The 16,660-nt window shown below is 43.1% G+C and carries 18 protein-coding genes; 1 reads left to right on the top strand and 17 read right to left on the bottom strand.

The window, feature by feature from the left end; genetic code table 11:
* Nucleotides 1-128: 128 nt before the first annotated feature.
* The 11 genes from rplI to D3H55_RS14915 form a co-directional block, all read right to left on the bottom strand.
* Complete coding sequence (gene rplI / locus D3H55_RS14965; RefSeq protein ID WP_119548080.1) at nt 129-578, bottom strand: 50S ribosomal protein L9; 450 nt, start codon at nt 576-578, stop codon at nt 129-131.
* Nucleotides 575-2,548, bottom strand: a complete 1,974-nt coding sequence (locus D3H55_RS14960; RefSeq protein WP_119548078.1) for a DHH family phosphoesterase — start codon at nt 2,546-2,548, stop codon at nt 575-577. The genes rplI and D3H55_RS14960 overlap by 4 nt, the downstream gene beginning before the upstream one ends.
* Nucleotides 2,549-2,579: 31 nt before the next feature.
* Nucleotides 2,580-3,515, bottom strand: a complete 936-nt coding sequence (locus tag D3H55_RS14955) for a YybS family protein (protein ID WP_168413112.1) — start codon at nt 3,513-3,515, stop codon at nt 2,580-2,582.
* Nucleotides 3,516-3,837: 322 nt separating this feature from the next.
* Complete coding sequence (gene rpsR / locus D3H55_RS14950) at nt 3,838-4,071, bottom strand: 30S ribosomal protein S18 (RefSeq protein ID WP_044022817.1); 234 nt, start codon at nt 4,069-4,071, stop codon at nt 3,838-3,840.
* A gap of 44 nt (nt 4,072-4,115) precedes the next feature.
* Entirely contained in the window at nt 4,116-4,643 is a 528-nt protein-coding gene (gene ssb, locus D3H55_RS14945) for a single-stranded DNA-binding protein (RefSeq protein ID WP_119548074.1), read from the bottom strand.
* A 77-nt stretch (nt 4,644-4,720) separates the two neighbouring features.
* Nucleotides 4,721-5,008, bottom strand: coding sequence for a 30S ribosomal protein S6 (rpsF, locus tag D3H55_RS14940; protein WP_119548072.1), 288 nt, complete (start codon nt 5,006-5,008; stop codon nt 4,721-4,723).
* Between the two features lie 249 nt (nt 5,009-5,257).
* Nucleotides 5,258-5,902 (bottom strand): DUF1129 family protein, encoded by a 645-nt coding sequence (locus tag D3H55_RS14935; RefSeq protein ID WP_168413111.1) that lies wholly within the window; start codon nt 5,900-5,902, stop codon nt 5,258-5,260.
* A complete protein-coding gene (locus D3H55_RS14930) occupies nt 5,899-6,213 on the bottom strand; it encodes a PadR family transcriptional regulator (RefSeq protein ID WP_420808757.1) in 315 nt (104 codons plus the stop codon). The genes D3H55_RS14935 and D3H55_RS14930 overlap by 4 nt, the downstream gene beginning before the upstream one ends.
* Nucleotides 6,214-6,376: 163 nt before the next feature.
* Nucleotides 6,377-7,477: a redox-regulated ATPase YchF gene (ychF, locus tag D3H55_RS14925; RefSeq protein WP_119548066.1), complete on the bottom strand. Its 1,101-nt coding sequence runs from the start codon at nt 7,475-7,477 to the stop codon at nt 6,377-6,379.
* 250 nt (nt 7,478-7,727) lie between these two features.
* Entirely contained in the window at nt 7,728-7,925 is a 198-nt protein-coding gene (locus tag D3H55_RS14920; RefSeq protein WP_119548064.1) for a DUF951 domain-containing protein, read from the bottom strand.
* Between the two features lie 13 nt (nt 7,926-7,938).
* Complete coding sequence (locus D3H55_RS14915) at nt 7,939-8,889, bottom strand: mechanosensitive ion channel family protein (RefSeq protein WP_119548062.1); 951 nt, start codon at nt 8,887-8,889, stop codon at nt 7,939-7,941.
* 195 nt (nt 8,890-9,084) lie between these two features.
* Here D3H55_RS14915 and yyaC point away from each other — a divergent pair, with 195 nt between their 5' ends.
* Nucleotides 9,085-9,705 (top strand): spore protease YyaC, encoded by a 621-nt coding sequence (gene yyaC / locus D3H55_RS14910; RefSeq protein ID WP_119548060.1) that lies wholly within the window; start codon nt 9,085-9,087, stop codon nt 9,703-9,705.
* A gap of 190 nt (nt 9,706-9,895) precedes the next feature.
* On the opposite strand, the gene D3H55_RS14905 is transcribed toward yyaC, so the two are convergent.
* From D3H55_RS14905 to mnmG, 6 genes are all read right to left on the bottom strand, one after another.
* Nucleotides 9,896-10,612 carry a DUF554 domain-containing protein gene (locus tag D3H55_RS14905; RefSeq protein WP_119548058.1) on the bottom strand — a complete coding sequence of 239 codons (717 nt, stop codon included), beginning with the start codon at nt 10,610-10,612 and terminating at the stop codon, nt 9,896-9,898.
* Nucleotides 10,613-10,774: 162 nt separating this feature from the next.
* The gene (locus D3H55_RS14900) at nt 10,775-11,623 is read right to left on the bottom strand and encodes a ParB/RepB/Spo0J family partition protein (protein ID WP_119548055.1); all 849 of its coding nucleotides are present in this window, start codon (nt 11,621-11,623) and stop codon (nt 10,775-10,777) included.
* Nucleotides 11,616-12,377 carry a ParA family protein gene (locus D3H55_RS14895; RefSeq protein ID WP_119548052.1) on the bottom strand — a complete coding sequence of 254 codons (762 nt, stop codon included), beginning with the start codon at nt 12,375-12,377 and terminating at the stop codon, nt 11,616-11,618. Before D3H55_RS14895 ends, D3H55_RS14900 begins: the two co-directional genes overlap by 8 nt.
* A 221-nt stretch (nt 12,378-12,598) precedes the next feature.
* Nucleotides 12,599-13,480, bottom strand: coding sequence for a nucleoid occlusion protein (noc, locus tag D3H55_RS14890; protein ID WP_119548050.1), 882 nt, complete (start codon nt 13,478-13,480; stop codon nt 12,599-12,601).
* A gap of 357 nt (nt 13,481-13,837) precedes the next feature.
* Complete coding sequence (gene rsmG, locus D3H55_RS14885) at nt 13,838-14,554, bottom strand: 16S rRNA (guanine(527)-N(7))-methyltransferase RsmG (RefSeq protein WP_119548047.1); 717 nt, start codon at nt 14,552-14,554, stop codon at nt 13,838-13,840.
* Nucleotides 14,555-14,737: 183 nt separating this feature from the next.
* Nucleotides 14,738-16,627: a tRNA uridine-5-carboxymethylaminomethyl(34) synthesis enzyme MnmG gene (gene mnmG, locus D3H55_RS14880; protein ID WP_119548044.1), complete on the bottom strand. Its 1,890-nt coding sequence runs from the start codon at nt 16,625-16,627 to the stop codon at nt 14,738-14,740.
* Nucleotides 16,628-16,660 lie beyond the last annotated feature (33 nt).

The following is a 16,660-nucleotide window of genomic DNA, read 5'->3' as shown; positions in this document are numbered from 1 at the left end:
ATAGGATAAACCTCCCTGGAGAAGGATTTTTTACAATAGAAAAAATGTGACCGGCATAACCTACCTGATCACATTTATATAAGTCTATTCTATTTTAACACGTTTTTCGGTAAAATCGATTTCCAATATTAGTTTTCTTCTGTAACATGCACTTTCAAAGTGGCCGTTACATCCTGATGAAGCTTTACAGGGACGTTAGTGAAGCCCAATGAACGGATCGCATCATTCATTTCGATTTTTCGTTTATCCACTTTGATTTTGTGGGTTTTCTTGAGCTCGTCCGCGATCTGCTTGCTTGTGATTGAGCCGAACAAACGGCCGCCTTCCCCTGATTTGGCTTTCATTTCAACAGTCAGGGCTTCCAATGTTCCTTTTAATTTCTTTGCCTCTTCAAGCTCTTCAGCAGCCTGCTTCTTTTCTTTGTTCTTCTGGCCTTCCAGCTGGCTTACGCTGGAGTTGGTTGCTTCCACAGCAAGGCCTTGTTTGATTAGGAAGTTATGTGCGTATCCGTCAGCAACATTCTTTACTTCACCTTTTTTCCCTTTACCTTTTACATCTTTCAGAAAAATGACTTTCATGATTCTTTTCCCCCTTCAAAGTATTCATCCAACACTACTTTCAGGCTGTTTTCGGCCTCTTCCACCGAAATGCCCGGAAGCTGTGTAGCAGCATTTGTCAAGTGCCCTCCTCCATGGAGGCTTTCCATGATGATCTGGACATTGACTTCTCCAAGCGAACGGGCGCTGATTCCGACAAGGTCATCTGTTCTTTTTGATAAGACAAATGAGGCAACGACGCCATCCATAGTAAGGAGAGTATCAGCAGCCTGTGCAATCAGGACCGGGTCATAGATGACATTCTCTTCACCTTTCGCAATCGCAACGCCATCGTAATAGAAGTCGACCGTTTCGATCAGCCTGGACCGCTTGATATACGTTTCCACGTCTTCCTTAAGGAACTTCTGGACCAGGACCGTATCTGCGCCCTGACCCCTTAGATAAGAGGCGGCATCGAAGGTCCTTGACCCCGTCCTCAATGTAAAGCTTTTTGTATCGACAATGATTCCAGCCAACAAAGCCGTTGCTTCCAGCATAGAGATTTTCTCATGCTTTGGCTGGTACTCCAAGAGTTCCGTCACAAGTTCGGCTGTTGAAGACGCGTATGGCTCCATATAAACCAGAAGCGGGTTCTTTATGAAGTCTTCCCCGCGGCGGTGGTGGTCTATGATGACGACCCGTTCAGCCCTCTGCAGTAGCCGTTCTTCTATTACAAGAGACGGCTTGTGGGTATCCACGACAACAAGCAGGGTATCATCTGTCATCAGATCAAGGGCTGCCTCAGGTGTAATGAACCGTGAATGGAGATCAGGATTCGACTTAATTTCATTCATCATCCTTTTCACACCGGTGTCAATTTCATTGAAGTTTACAACTACATAGCCTTCTTTTTGATTCATCTGGGCTACTTTCCGTACTCCGATAGCTGCACCGATTGCATCCATATCAGGCATCTTATGCCCCATCACGATCACTTTATCACTCTCAACCATCAGTTCCTTCAAGGCATGGGAGATGACCCGAGCGCGGACCCTCGTCCGTTTTTCCATAGGGTTGGTTTTCCCGCCATAGAACTTCACTTTCCCGTTCGGCTGTTTGATTGCAACCTGGTCTCCCCCGCGGCCAAGCGCAAGGTCAAGGCTTGATTGGGCAAGTGTTCCAAGTTCTGGAAGGGCAGATACACCGGTCCCCACACCAAGACTCAGTGTGAGCGGTACATTTTGCTTGGATGTTGTATCCCTGACATCATCAAGGATGGAAAATTTATCTTTTTCCAGCTGCTGCAGGATTTTTTCATTAAAGACGGCAATGAACCGTTCAGAAGAAATCCTTTTCAACAGGACACCTGAATCCTTCGCCCACTTGTTCAGAATGGAGGTCACCATACTGTTCAAACTGCTCCGTGTCTGATCATCCATTCCCTGCGTGAGTTCATCATAATTATCAAGAAAAATGATGGCAATCGCTGTTCGTTCTTCTTCATACTGCTTCTCAATTTCAGTTTGCTCCGTTACATCAAAGAAGTAAAGCAGCTTTTCCTCAAGCTTCAAGATCACACTGAATTTTCGTTCGTTCAATGTGACAACTTCTGTATCCAATTCCTGTTTAATCAACGGAACAACCGAATCAGCCACGTCATAAAGCGATCTCCCGACCAATGTATCTTCATTGAAGCAGGAAGCCATGAATGGATTGGTCCATTCAATATAGTAGTCATCATTAATCAGCATAATACCAATGGGCATCTCCATCAACGCTTCTTCCCCGACCCGCTTTAACCGGTAGGAGAGAGTGGAGATGTATTCCTCTGTAGCTTTATAAGTTTTCTTTTCATAATAAAATGCGATATAAAATACGCCGGCCAGCAAAATCAACCCGATAGCGGCAATCCACCAATTGTACAGGGCCGTTGCCCCCAGCACAAAGGCCGAAACAGCCGCAAGCCCGTACAACGGGTATCTGACCATTCGTTTTTTATAATGTGATGGCATGATTTCAGCTCCTCAAATAAGATTGCTAACCTTATGACTTACGTTGAAGGCGCTGTCTAAGATCAAATCCTAAATCAATGATACCAATGATTCTCACGAAATCTATCAGCAGAATGCCAAATACAGTGGCCAAAACCAGTAATCCTCTCGGCCATTCTTTCAGATGGGCGAAAAAATAAATGAATGAGAAGCCCTGTACCACCAGCAATAACTGAAGCACATAAAAGAGGTTATATAGCGCCCAGTGAAGATATGTACCCATCTCCGGCCTGATAGTAATCATTAAAATCAGTGTAATTAAATAATACCATACAATGCTTTGTGGAAGCTTCCAATATCTGAAAGCAGGGAACCTGGCCGATTGGATCCCCATCTTCCGCAAGAGAGGAAAATTGACACTGATGATGATCAGCATCACAGCCAGTGAAGAAATCAAAAAGACCGATGGTATCAAAACATCAAATGATTCCACAGCCTTATGTATTTCATCTATCCTTTCAGGCGGCAATGGCTGCCCCATGCTTTCTGCCATCCTAATCGATTCATTGAAAACACTCTTTGCCTGATCTACTGCATCCTTGATAATATTCATATTCAAAAATAAGATAGATACAACATATTGAATGACAAGGCTGATTAAAAAAACGAAGCTTGATATCAGATAAATTGACATCTTTGATCTTTGCTTCCGCAGCATCACCCCAATAACGATTCCCACCGTTCCAAAGGAAAGAGTTAAAGGAAGGGTAATGATGAAGGAACCAGCGATTAACGAAATAAAGACAGCCGCAGCAAACATGGTAAGTGCCGGTTTAAGCCCATGCTTCTCGCTGTAAATGATAAAAGGAAGCACGAGAAAGAATGTTGTCATAATGCTGATAACCGGTACATATGCAGTCAATAGCAGCAATACTGTATATATTGCGAGCAATAATGCTCCTTCCGTAAGTATACGGGCGTTCTTCACTAAAGCACCCCTCAATCATCCACCTTAAAATGCATGGAAGCACTTAAGGTCACTAACTGGTAATTTTCCAATAAAGAATATGTAAACACCACTAATTTTATCGATATTCCGATACAGATTCAATTCATTGACATCGAAAACAGAAAGGTTCAAAATCCTCTCACAAAGCAGTTTCCTCCAGGCTGATTACTGCCGTCTTATTCTCAGTATAGCTAATAAGGATCTTTGGCAAACCTCAGGTAAACACCTTTGCAGGAAGAAAAGATCCTGAAGAGATAAAAAAGAACAGCAGAAAAGATTCCTGCTGTTCTTTCATTTATTATTATTCACCTACAACGTAAGGCAGTAATGCCATTGTACGCGCGCGTTTGATAGCACGAGTAAGTCTGCGTTGGTATTTAGCGCTTGTTCCTGTCACACGACGTGGAAGGATTTTTCCGCGCTCAGAGATGAATTTCTTAAGAAGATCTACATCTTTATAGTCGATGTGTGTAATTCCGTTTGAAGTGAAGTAACACACTTTACGACGTCTGCGTCCGCCTCTGCGCATTGCCATAGATAACGCCTCCTTGCATATATATTTTTTTATTTATAAGAAATTTAGAATGGTAAATCGTCATCCGAAATGTCGATCGGCTGACCGTCATTTGCGAATGGGTCATTATCCACACGCGTATAGTTCTGGTTGTTGTTATTATTGCGCTGATTCTGATCTTGACCGTATGAATAGTCTTGCTGCTGCCTCTGACCGCCGCCATAATTGCCGCCGCGCTCACCCTGATAACCGGAACCGCCGCCTTGGCTTGAGTTCTTAGGTTCAAGGAATTGAACGGATTCTGCAACGACCTCAGTCATGAAGACACGCTTGCCATCCTGCCCCTCGAAATTACGAGTTTGGATACGGCCGTCAACACCGGCAAGGCTTCCTTTTTTCAAGAAATTTGCCACGTTTTCAGCTGGACGACGCCATACCACGCAATTAATAAAATCTGCTTCACGTTCACCCTGCTGATTCGTAAAAGTACGATTCACGGCAAGTGTGAAAGTTGCCACAGGCACCCCGTTAGGAGTGTATTTCAATTCTGGATCCTTTGTTAAACGACCCACGAGTATTACTCGGTTCATCATCAGAATCAACCCCTTCCTTCCAACATCTGTTCCATCAGAAACAAGTCAGAAGTTTTCGTTTTCAAAAAACGGCTGGATTATTCTTCTTCTTTGATTACGATATGACGGATGATATCGTCAGAGATCTTAGCCAAACGATCGAACTCAGAAACCGCTTCAGTGTTTGATTGGATTTTTACCAATTGGTAGTATCCATCACGGAAGTCGTTGATTTCATAAGCTAAACGACGTTTACCCCACTCTTTAGACTCGACGATTTCAGCACCGTTTGAAGTCAAAACGTTATCGAAACGATCAACAACTGCTTTTTTTGTTTCATCATCAACATTTGGACGGATGATGTACATAACTTCGTACTTTCTCATCTTCTAGTCACCTCCTTATGGTCTATGCGGCCCTTCTCGGCAGAAGGGCAAGGAGCAATATATTCATTACTCACAAGTTAGAATTATATCATAGTGGACAAGCTAATGCAATACGCCAGGGAAATACGTTGAATTTCTTTCTTTTTCACCAGTAATGCTGAACTGACAATAGTAGATTTCAGCTAATGGTGCGCGACCCAGTGACGCACGGTTCGGGGGATTCTGGTACGTGATGAGCAGAGTTATTCCTTAAAATTTGATGACCCTATGCCGTAATATCCAGGAGGCGGCTATTAGAATAATCCCTATGACCAGGGAGGTATACGTCGGCCAGGCCATTTCATACTGGAAAGCATTCTGCAGTCCCAGATAAACAAGCAGACCGGTCCATGCTGTAAATATCAAAGCGCCTGCAGATAACAGCCAAAGATTTGATTTTTCTTTATAAGTGGTCCACTTCATTAGCTTTAAAATTAACAGTACTACAGCACCCATGAATAATATAGATGCAATGATCGGGGTAAGGGATATGCCTTTTTTATCGGGGAAAAACAGAGAGAAGATTCCAGTGACAAGGAAGTACCAACTCATCCCGGAAGCAGTTATATATAAATACATCAGCACCTTATCTTTAGCCGATTCTTTTGGAAGTCCTTCAAGCAGTTCATCACAGTATTGTTTTGGTTTGCTGCCAAACACTTCTTCAGCCGATTGGCCGTTTTCCTGTGCCTCCAATAAATGTTCCAAGATTTCCAAAAGTAATTCTTCACCAGCATGTTCATCTACATCACTGGTCCTGATATAAATAAGCATATCTTCATAATACTTTTTATTTTCATCATTCAGTTTTTCTCTTCTTGCATTATTTATTTCAATCATTTCTTTGGCAGTCATCCGTTTTTCCCTCCCTTGATAATTAAATCCACTGAGGCATCCAGTTTGGTCCATTCAATGATAAACTGTTCCAAAGATGCCTTGCCATCCTCGGTTAACGTATAATACTTGCGGTTGGGGCCGCTTGCCGACTTTTGCATCTTCCCCTTTATCAATCCCTCTTTTTGAAGCCTTAATAATATCGGGTAAATCGATCCTTCACTTACCGAATCCATTCCTTTGCTGGCAAGTTTCACATATAGCTCATAGCCATATGTAGGGCTTTCGTTAATGACAGCCAAAATACAGCCTTCCAAGATTCCTTTTAACATCTGGCTTTTTAAAGACATGTGGGTAAAATCCTTTCTAACTTGTTTTACAAGGTACCTAATTAAAAAATAATACCTTGTTTTACAAGATAGCTATAGTTTACTGGAATACTCATCCAATTGTCAATAGAAAAAGCCGCCCCGTTTCAGGGACAGCTTCTTAAATTTAAACATTAAAACGGAAGTGGATGACATCTCCGTCTTTCACTATATATTCTTTTCCTTCAAGTCTTACTTTACCTGCTTCACGTGCGGCGGCCATTGTACCATTGGAAACAAGGTCATCGTATGAAACGGTCTCGGCACGGATGAATCCTTTTTCAAAATCGGTATGGATGATTCCGGCACATTCAGGTGCTTTCATCCCCTGACGGAATGTCCATGCGCGGACTTCCTGTACACCTGCTGTGAAGTAGGTTGCAAGGCCAAGAAGATCATAGGCTGCGCGGATTAACTGATCTAATCCAGACTCTTCTATTCCGAGTTCTTCAAGGAACATCGCTTTTTCTTCATCGTCAAGCTCGGCGATCTCGGATTCGATTTTTGCACAGACCACGATGACTTCTGCATTGTCGCCTTCTGCAAACTCGCGCACCTGCTGAACATACTCATTGTCAGAAGGATCGGCAATATCATCTTCGCTTACATTGGCTACATAAAGAACCGGCTTGATGGTCAAAAGATGGAGGCCTTTTACGACTTTCATCTGCTCATCGGTAAATTCAACCGTACGGGCCGATCTGCCTTCTTCAAATGCCTCTTTCAATTTCAAAAGGATTTCATGCTCATAAGCAGCTTCTTTATCTTTTTGCTTGGCTAGTTTTTGAACGCGTGCAATCCGTTTATCCACTGATTCAAGGTCCGCAAGAATCAATTCAAGATTGATGACTTCGATATCGTCAAGTGGATTGACTTTCCCGGATACGTGGGTGATATTTTCATCAGCAAAGCAGCGGACTACCTGGCAGATGGCATCCACCTGGCGGATATGTGACAAGAACTTATTTCCTAGACCTTCACCTTTACTTGCACCTTTGACAATTCCGGCGATATCCGTAAATTCAAATGCAGTCGGTACTGTCTTTTTTGGATCAACCAACTCAGTCAGTTTATCAAGACGGTAATCAGGAACTTCAACGATTCCCACGTTTGGGTCGATCGTACAGAAAGGATAGTTGGCAGACTCTGCCCCTGCCTTTGTGATTGCGTTAAATAGAGTTGATTTCCCAACATTCGGCAAACCAACAATTCCAGCTGTTAAAGCCATTTTGGTCACTCCTCATTAAGTGGAACTATATTTATTCTGCCTGCTAACCCGGCAGTAAGTGTCTACATTTATTCAAACCTTTTCTAATTATAGGTTTTAAGTGATAGAAACACAAGTGGAGGGAAGGATTTTAAGAGAACCGGGTTCCCCGGGAAATACCCCGTGCCGGGACAACTCTATTCAGAGCCGGACCTTATACATAGAAAGGGATCGTTCACTTTGGAACAATCCCTACTGATGAAATAACTATTTATTCTTCCGATGACTCAAGAACCTTCTTCATCTTCTTGGAGAACTCTCTTCTTGGAAGCATGATGCTGTGGTCGCACCCTTGGCATTTAATCCGGATGTCCATGCCCATCCGGATGATTTTCCAGCGGTTGACCCCGCATGGATGCGGCTTTTTCATTTCCACGACATCGTTTAATTGAAAGCTTTTTGGTTCCATATCTGTTTCCTCCCTACTCACTATCAAGCTGCTTCATGTTATTTTCAATATTTTCTTCTTCCTGTCTGTTATACATGACCATTCGCGGGAATGGAATTTCAATGCCATGCTTATCAAGGACCAGTTTTACATCTTTTCGGATATTTCGCGCCATTGCCCAGTGCTGCATCGGGGCACACTCTGCTACAATCCTCATAACAACATCGGAAGCACCCAGCGTCTGGACACCTAATAAATCAGGGGGAGTTACTAAATCTTCATATTTTTGCGGCATGGTCTGCAGGAGTTCACTGATGACTCTTTCCGCTTCTTCAATATTTTCTTCGTAAGCGATGCTGACATCCACTACTGCAATACTATTATGAATGGAGAAGTTGGTGACTTCGGCAATATTTCCGTTTGGAATTATGTGAAGCTCCCCCGTCCAGTTCTTGATCTTCGTTGTTCTCAGGCCGATTTCTTCTACGTTTCCTTCAAGCGACCCCACCCGTATGAAGTCTCCTACAGAGAACTGATCTTCAAAGATGATGAAGAATCCAGTTATGACATCCCTCACAAGGTTCTGCGCACCGAAACCAACAGCCAGGCCGACAATTCCTGCTCCTGCCAGAAGACCGGTGATGTTTACACTCAACGCACTTAAAATCATAATGATGGCAACAAAGTAAACCACATATGTTAAAACGTTTTCTAATAGTTTGCTCAGCGTGGCTTCCCGCCTCTGAGAGATTTTAAAAGGGGAACGGGAGCGTACCTTGAATATATTCTGTATTGCCAGCTTGCCTATTTTAATGAAAAGTGCAGTCAGAATTAATATCAAAGCAATTTTAACAGCTACGACCCCAATATTAATCCAAAGATCATCACTAATGAGTTTATCCCAAAAGGCTTCTGTGGCATCTTTTGTATCTTTAAGAGTTTCGTCCAGTTGTTCCTTACCTGTACCTTCAGTTGTTTGACTCATATAAGATATCCTCTCCTATAATGCTCTCAAAAAATTTATTTCATTGTATCAAGTTTAACCCTATTTGAATAGCGGCAAGCAAACTGTCAAATATTTGTTTAAAAACTCTTAGTTTGTGACAAATACATAATACTATGTATAGATAAGCCTGATTTTCCGTATACTGTTAATATTATTTGCGAAGGAGTGGAGGGAATGAATCTGAAAAAAGGGCTTTTCGAGCGTAAATCTGAGCCATACCGTGTGCTGCATGATGACGATAAAGCAGCAGCATCGATTTCTGCGGAACTGCTCACCATGCTGCCGGCAGCCATTAGACCCGTAGTAATCGTTTGTATCGGAACGGACCGCTCAACAGGCGATTCCTTGGGACCACTCGTCGGCACCTTTTTAGAAGAGAAAGTAACGGACGGTTTTCATATTTACGGAACGTTGGATGATCCTATCCATGCCGTCAATTTAGAAGAGAAGCTCGCCGAGATCATGGCGAGGCACCACAACCCCTTCATCATTGGGATTGATGCCTGCCTCGGCAGATTAAAAAGTGTCGGTGCCATCCAATTAGGCAGCGGACCCGTAAAGCCAGGGGCCGGCGTGAACAAGGAGCTTCCGGATGTCGGGGATATCCATATCACCGGTATCGTCAACGTCAGCGGATTCATGGAGTTTTTCGTTCTGCAGAATACAAGGCTGAATCTCGTCCTTAAGATGGCCAGGATCATTTCAGAGGGGATCTATTTGGCAAGCAAAGTAAGACCTGGAAAAGAGTCATTTTTCAAGATAAACGTGAGTGAAGAGAAGCAGCAATTGCTTTAAACGTTAATGCTATTTAATATAAATGCTGTATACTATCGCTGTAATTCACCGAAAAACCCCCGGTAAGCAGGTAAGAAAAGAGCTCCTCATGAAAAGTTCGTATCTTGAGGTCTTTCCAAAAGCAACACATACAAAAACAGCCAATAACAAAAACACACCAGGCATATGGCAGGCTTAGTGTGTTTTTTAATTACATTATGAACTTCTCATACCCATAAATAATCGAAACAATTGCGGCTACCATCACAATGCCGGGCAAAAGGTTTGCAACACGGATCTTGGTTAAACCGATCAGATTCAGTCCGATTGCAAAAATCATGATTCCTCCTGCAGAGGTCATTTCAACAATAAAGGAATCCATGACCGCCTGAGGGACAAAACGGTCGATTTGCGTTGCAAATAAAGCAATCGTCCCCTGATAAAGAATGACTGGAATGGCGGAGAACATGACACCGATCCCCAGTGTAGTTGTGAGAATAAGGGAAGTGAAGCCGTCAATGATCGCCTTTGTATAAAGAACATCATGGGCTCCCCTGATACCACTGTCCAAGGCACCGATGACAGCCATTGCACCAATGACAAAAATCAGTGTCGCCGTCACAAATCCTTGCGAAATGCTCGTTTCACTTTCAGTACCCAGTCTCTTTTCCAGCCAGTTTCCCAAGGCATTCAATTTATCATCAAGACCCATCCACTCGCCCATTACCGCTCCAAGAACCAGGCTGATGATCACGATAAGGAAGTTTTCACTTTTCATTCCCATCTGCAAACCCAGGACCATGACAGCGAGGCCGATCGCATACATGACCGTTCCTTTCATATTTTCCGGAATACGGTGCAGCAGCTTGCCGAGAAGAGTGCCTATTATAATACATGCTCCATTTACTATCGTTCCTAAAAGCACCATTAAAACGTTCTCCTTTTTCGATTATCGAAATACTTTCTACTAAAATAGCACTTTTCATTTGAATTGCCTACTACTTTTTTACATTCAGGAGAAAAGACACCCTCTGATTTCAGAAATCAAAAAAACTGACCCATCCAGCATGGTCAGTTCAAAAGTGAACGCTCATTTATTTTCCAAATGGCTTAACAATTCAAGAATCCGATTTAAATCATCCTGAGAAAAGAATTCAAATTCAATCCTGCCTTTTTTCTTGGATTGCTTTATTGAAACATTAGTTCCGAATCTTTCTCTTAAAAGAGTCTCCTGCTCTTTTATGAAGACATCCTTCTTTTCGGGCTTTTTTGTTTCACGTGAAACATTTTCATTCATTTCATGGATCAGTTTCTCCAACTGCCTTACATTTAAGGATTCTTTAATGATTTTTTCAACCACAATTTGAAGGTTCTCTTTCTTCCTTAAGCCCAGCAATGCACGGCCGTGGCCCATTGTGATTTTATCATCAATGATTAACTGCTGAATTTGCGGCGGCAGGGAGAGGAGGCGTATATGGTTCGCAATATGCGGCCTGCTTTTTCCCAGGCGCCTGGCCAGCTGTTCTTGAGTCAAATCCAGTTTATCCATCAATAATTGATAGGCATTTCCTTCTTCAATCGGTGAGAGGTCTTCACGCTGAAGATTTTCAAGTACAGCAAGTTCCATCATCTGTTTATCCGTTAATTCCCTGACTACCACCGGAACTTTATCAAGCTTGGCTGCTTTGGCAGCCCTGTATCTTCTTTCCCCTACAACAATTTCATACCCTTTAATGCTTTTTCTTGCAATGATGGGCTGGAGGATGCCATGCTCTTTAATGGACTCCTTTAATTCTTCAATTGCTTCTGGTTCAAATACCTTCCGGGGCTGATAAGGGTTAGGCCTTAATTCTTTCAAGCTGATTTCCTGTACTGCTTCTTCTTTTGTATCTACATTGTTAAACAATGCGTTGATTCCTTTACCTAGTCCTTTAGCCATTCGCAGCCACTTCCTTTGCTAAATCTAGATAAACTTCAGCACCCCTGGATTTGGCATCATATATAATAATGGGTTCTCCATGGCTCGGTGCTTCGCTTAACCGAATGTTTCGAGGAACAATGGTACGGTAAACTTTATCCTGAAAGTATTTCTTTACCTCTTCTATAACCTGGATACCAAGATTGGTCCGGGCGTCCAGCATGGTAAGCAAAACGCCGTCGATTGCCAGATCATGATTGAGATGCTTTTGCACAAGGCGGACCGTACTTAAAAGCTGGCTTAATCCTTCAAGTGCATAATACTCGCATTGGACTGGAATGATCACAGCATCAGAAGCTGTTAAAGCGTTAATGGTCAACAATCCCAAAGACGGAGGGCAGTCAATGATGATGTAATCATAGTCATCTTTCACTTTTTCAAGTGCCCTCTTTAAGCGTACCTCCCTGGAGATGGTCGGCACAAGTTCAATTTCGGCACCAGCCAAAGAAATTGTAGCGGGAACTGCATATAAACGCTCGACTGTAGTGGGTTTCACTATATCTTTGACTTCTGCATCATCTACTAAAACATCGTACACACATTCCTGGACATCCCCTTTTTCAATGCCCACTCCGCTTGTGGCATTCCCTTGCGGATCAATATCTACAAGCAGTACTTTTTTCCCTATGTATGCTAAGCATGCCCCCAAATTGACGGATGTTGTCGTTTTACCCACGCCGCCCTTTTGATTGGTAATGGCAATAATTCTGCCCAAGGTCTTCACCTGCCCTTTGAACTTCCAATTCTATTTGATCATGAAATAATCAGTTTAATTGTCTACCTTCTATTCTATCAAAATTCAGGAATAGTTTGTCTTTCATTTCAAAAAAATTCTATTTCCAATTTATTAATTAGATTACATACAAAAAGTGAGAAACCGTTTAAGCGTTTCTCACTGAAGATTATAATGGCTCTATGAATATAGCAGTCTATGAATTACTTTTTCTTAGGAATACGGATTGTGAACTGGTAATATTCCTCATGCTCTTCTTCTTCTGAGTCCAGGTTGATCCCGCTGTCTGAAACCATGTTCAGGGATTGGCGGATGGTATTGACTGCTATCCGCATATCTTTACTGAAAGCCTTGCGTTTCGGCTTCGGTTTCTCTTTACCTTCCGAAAGCATTTTATCCACTCGGTCTTCTGTTTGTTTTACATTAAAATTCTTCTCAATGATTTCCTGAAGAAGGGCAACTTGTTTCTCTGCTTTTTTCAAAGGTATGAGTGCTCTGGCATGTCTTTCCGTGATCTGCTTGGCAAGGATGGCCTCCTGCACTTCTTCCGGAAGCTTCAAAAGCCTCAATTTATTGGCAACAGTGGATTGTCCCTTTCCAAGCCTCTGTGCGAGCGCTTCCTGAGTGAGATTATGAAGTTCAAGCAGCTTGCCGTAAGCAATCGCCTCTTCAATCGGCGAAAGTTCTTCCCTTTGCAGGTTCTCTATTAATGCAACAGAAGCGGTTTCTGTGTCCGTCATATTCTTAATGATTGCAGGCACGGTCTCCCATCCAAGCAACGAAACAGCCCGGAAACGGCGCTCTCCTGCAATGATTTCATACTGATTCTCTCCGCTTTCACGCAGGACGATTGGCTGTATGATCCCATGAGTATGAATTGTTCTAGATAGTTCTTCAATCTTCTCTTCGTTAAAAATCGTTCTTGGCTGGAAACGGTTTGGGACAATCTGAGAAACAGGAATATTCTTCACTTCATCTCTGTCACTTATTTCCGTGACATCTGATTCCACTTCATGATCATTCCCTTGATCATTCTCCTGGTCTTTTTCTCCCAATCCAAAAAAACGAGAGAAAGGATGCTTCATCTTCCTACACCACCTTTAAGGAACTCCCTTATTTACTATTCTCTATCATATGACAAGTTCCTGCAATCACTTTGACATTTAAATACATTAATAATCGACACATTTTTCTTAATTTTGATTTCCGCTCCCTGGGCCCGACTCCGTGGGGCAGGCGGTAAGCCTCCTCGGCTTTGCCTGCGGGGGCTCACCTGACCCGCTAGTCCCGCAGGATATCGTCCCCCTTCCGCTTCAATCTTCCACAAGTTAAAGTGAATCATCAATTCTTTCAAGGACCAAAATTAGTTTAAAATGTTCTGCTCCATGTTTTAAATACTCAAATGACTTCAGGAACAGGTGACTGAATATAGATTTAGGCTGTCACTCCAGAGGAAGCTTGTTTGGTGTTCCCGGCTTCCTTGGAAATTTCTTAGGTGTCGGCTTCTCTTTTTGAATCACAATGATATTTCTGTCACTTTCCTCAAACGGAAGCTGAAAGGAATGAACTTCTTTCAATTCTCCCCCTAGTGTTGTGATGGCTTTCTTCGCAACATTCATTTCATCTGAAGCACTGGCTGCTTTCATGGCCGCGAAGGTGCCACTTTTTTTGACTAATGGAAGACATAATTCGCTTAAAACGGACATCCTGGCGACAGCCCTTGCGGTAACAAGGTCATACTGTTCGCGATGTTCCGGTTTGCGGGCAAATGTCTCGGCACGGTCATGATAAAAATGGGTTCCTTCAAGCCCAAGCTTTTCTGACAGATGATTTAAAAATGTTATACGTTTATTTAACGAATCGACAATGCTTACATCGATCTGCGGGAAGCAGATTTTCAAAGGAATACTCGGGAAGCCGGCTCCTGCACCGACATCACAAATACGTATGTCCCGGTCGAAGTCCAGATAAAATGCTGCTGTGATGGAATCATAAAAGTGCTTCAGGTACACTTCTTCTTTATCGGTGATGGCTGTCAGATTCATTTTATTGTTCCATTCAACTAGAAGATCATAGTATTCTTCGAATTGGGACAGTTGTTTTGAAGTCAAATGGATGCCTTGTTTGCTTAACATCTCAGTAAACTGGGTACTATTCATTGGTTCAATCCTTCCATTATGCTCTTGTGAAAAGGTTGGTTGATTTCCATTTCAGGCTGGCCGGCTGCCCGGTGCGGTCATTGAGCCTTCCTGGATGCGCCTGCCTGACAAAAGGATAAAAGTTATTATAAAAAACCAACACAAAACAAAGAACAGCAAATGAGCTGGGGTATATATCTATTCTTACTCAGCAGATACCTTGGCGATTTTCCCTTGTTCGATATAGACAAGCAAAATGGAAACGTCGGCTGGATTCACTCCGGAAATCCTTGATGCTTGTGCTAATGATAAAGGACGCACTTCTTTCAGTTTTTGTCTTGCTTCAGAAGCAAGGCCGTTAATGGCATCATAGTCGATCAACTCAGGAATCTTCTTGTTTTCCATCTTTTTCATCTTGTCGACCTGCTGAAGGGATTTTTCGATATAGCCTTCATACTTTATTTGAATTTCCACTTGTTCTTCAATATCTTCTGTCAGCGGCTCTTCTCTTGGTGCTAATGATTTGATATGTCCATAATTCATTTCCGGACGGCGGAGGAGTTCGGCGGCAAGGATGCCGTCTTTCAATTCACTTCCGCCTGCTTCTTTAATTACATTCTGCGTTTCTTCATTCGGCTTCAGCCTGGTGGACTCCAGTCGTTCTTTTTCTTCCTCGATCGATGCTTTTTTCGTTAAGAAGCGCTCATAGCGTTCATCAGAAATCAATCCAATTTTATGCCCAATGTCCGTCAGGCGGAGATCGGCATTATCATGGCGGAGCAGAAGACGGTATTCAGCACGGGAAGTCAGCAGACGGTAAGGTTCATTGGTTCCCTTCGTCACCAGGTCATCTATAAGGACCCCTATATATGCATCAGAGCGGTCCAATATTACTTCATCCTTATCCAACGCACGGCAGGCTGCATTGATTCCAGCCATAAGCCCCTGGCCAGCTGCTTCTTCATAACCTGATGTGCCGTTAATCTGCCCCGCAGTATAAAGGTTCTTGATTTTCTTTGTTTCCAATGTCGGCCATAACTGCGTCGGCACGATGGAGTCATATTCAATTGCATATCCTGCCCTCATCAACTGAGCTTTTTCCAATCCTGGAATGGTAGCAAGAATTTTCATTTGAACATCTTCAGGCAGACTTGTTGATAATCCCTGAACATAAACTTCCTGCGTGTTTTTCCCCTCCGGTTCAAGGAAAATCTGGTGCCTTGGTTTATCATGGAAACGAACTACTTTATCTTCAATTGAAGGACAATAACGAGGGCCGGTTCCTTTAATCATGCCTGAATACATAGGTGAACGGCTTAAGTTATCGTCGATCAACTGGTGAGTTTCCGCATTCGTATATGTCAGCCAGCAAGGCAGCTGGTCCGTGATGTACTTTGTCGTTTCATAGCTGAACGCACGCGGTACTTCATCACCAGGCTGAATTTCGGTTTTTGAATAATCAATGGTCTTGCTGTTTACCCTTGGCGGTGTTCCCGTTTTGAAGCGGACCATGTCAAAACCGAGCTCTTGCAAATGTTCAGACAGCTTAATGGAAGGCTGCTGGTTATTAGGACCGCTTGAGTATTTCAAATCTCCAAGGATGATTTCGCCGCGAAGGAAAGTTCCTGTTGTGATGACGACTGTTTTTGCACGGTAGCCTGCCCCTGTCTGGGTAACGACTCCTTTGCATTCGCCGTCTTCGATAATCAGGCTTTCGACCATACCCTGCAGAAGTGTCATATTTGGTTCGTTCTCGATTGTCTTTTTCATTTCGTGCTGATAGGCAAACTTATCCGCCTGTGCCCTTAATGCCCTGACGGCCGGTCCTTTTCCTGTGTTCAACATGCGCATCTGGATATGGGTTTTATCAATATTTTTACCCATCTCACCGCCGAGTGCGTCAATTTCCCTGACGACGATCCCTTTTGCCGGTCCGCCGACTGACGGATTACACGGCATGAATGCGACCATGTCGAGGTTGATGGTTACCATCAGGGTTTTTGCACCCATTCTGGCAGCCGACAATCCTGCTTCTACACCTGCATGGCCTGCGCCGATAACGATGACATCAAATTGTCCTGCTTCATATTGCATCGTTTTCGTTTCCTCCTTAGTAGTGGTATTTCG

Origin of the sequence: Bacillus salacetis (genome assembly GCF_003581585.1) — a bacterium.
GTDB lineage: Bacteria > Bacillota > Bacilli > Bacillales > Bacillaceae_B > Rossellomorea > Rossellomorea salacetis.
This window is presented reverse-complemented; position numbering and strand designations above follow the sequence as displayed.

What these genes read in the sequence shown, in the direction of transcription:
- rplI (WP_119548080.1), bottom strand. Translation starts at nt 578, where the DNA reads ATGAAAGTCATTTTTCTGAAAGATGTAAAAGGTAAAGGGAAAAAAGGT.
- ychF (WP_119548066.1), bottom strand. Translation starts at nt 7,477, where the DNA reads ATGGCTTTAACAGCTGGAATTGTTGGTTTGCCGAATGTTGGGAAATCA.
- noc (WP_119548050.1), bottom strand. Translation starts at nt 13,480, where the DNA reads ATGAAGCATCCTTTCTCTCGTTTTTTTGGATTGGGAGAAAAAGACCAG.
- rsmG (WP_119548047.1), bottom strand. Translation starts at nt 14,554, where the DNA reads ATGAATAGTACCCAGTTTACTGAGATGTTAAGCAAACAAGGCATCCAT.
- D3H55_RS14900 (WP_119548055.1), bottom strand. Translation starts at nt 11,623, where the DNA reads ATGGCTAAAGGACTAGGTAAAGGAATCAACGCATTGTTTAACAATGTA.
- mnmG (WP_119548044.1), bottom strand. Translation starts at nt 16,627, where the DNA reads ATGCAATATGAAGCAGGACAATTTGATGTCATCGTTATCGGCGCAGGC.
- D3H55_RS14915 (WP_119548062.1), bottom strand. Translation starts at nt 8,889, where the DNA reads ATGAGTCAAACAACTGAAGGTACAGGTAAGGAACAACTGGACGAAACT.
- D3H55_RS14960 (WP_119548078.1), bottom strand. Translation starts at nt 2,548, where the DNA reads ATGCCATCACATTATAAAAAACGAATGGTCAGATACCCGTTGTACGGG.
- D3H55_RS14930 (WP_420808757.1), bottom strand. Translation starts at nt 6,213, where the DNA reads ATGTTAAAAGGAATCTTGGAAGGCTGTATTTTGGCTGTCATTAACGAA.
- D3H55_RS14935 (WP_168413111.1), bottom strand. Translation starts at nt 5,902, where the DNA reads ATGACTGCCAAAGAAATGATTGAAATAAATAATGCAAGAAGAGAAAAA.
- D3H55_RS14905 (WP_119548058.1), bottom strand. Translation starts at nt 10,612, where the DNA reads ATGGTGCTTTTAGGAACGATAGTAAATGGAGCATGTATTATAATAGGC.
- rpsF (WP_119548072.1), bottom strand. Translation starts at nt 5,008, where the DNA reads ATGAGAAAGTACGAAGTTATGTACATCATCCGTCCAAATGTTGATGAT.
- rpsR (WP_044022817.1), bottom strand. Translation starts at nt 4,071, where the DNA reads ATGGCAATGCGCAGAGGCGGACGCAGACGTCGTAAAGTGTGTTACTTC.
- ssb (WP_119548074.1), bottom strand. Translation starts at nt 4,643, where the DNA reads ATGATGAACCGAGTAATACTCGTGGGTCGTTTAACAAAGGATCCAGAA.
- D3H55_RS14920 (WP_119548064.1), bottom strand. Translation starts at nt 7,925, where the DNA reads ATGGAACCAAAAAGCTTTCAATTAAACGATGTCGTGGAAATGAAAAAG.
- yyaC (WP_119548060.1), top strand. Translation starts at nt 9,085, where the DNA reads ATGAATCTGAAAAAAGGGCTTTTCGAGCGTAAATCTGAGCCATACCGT.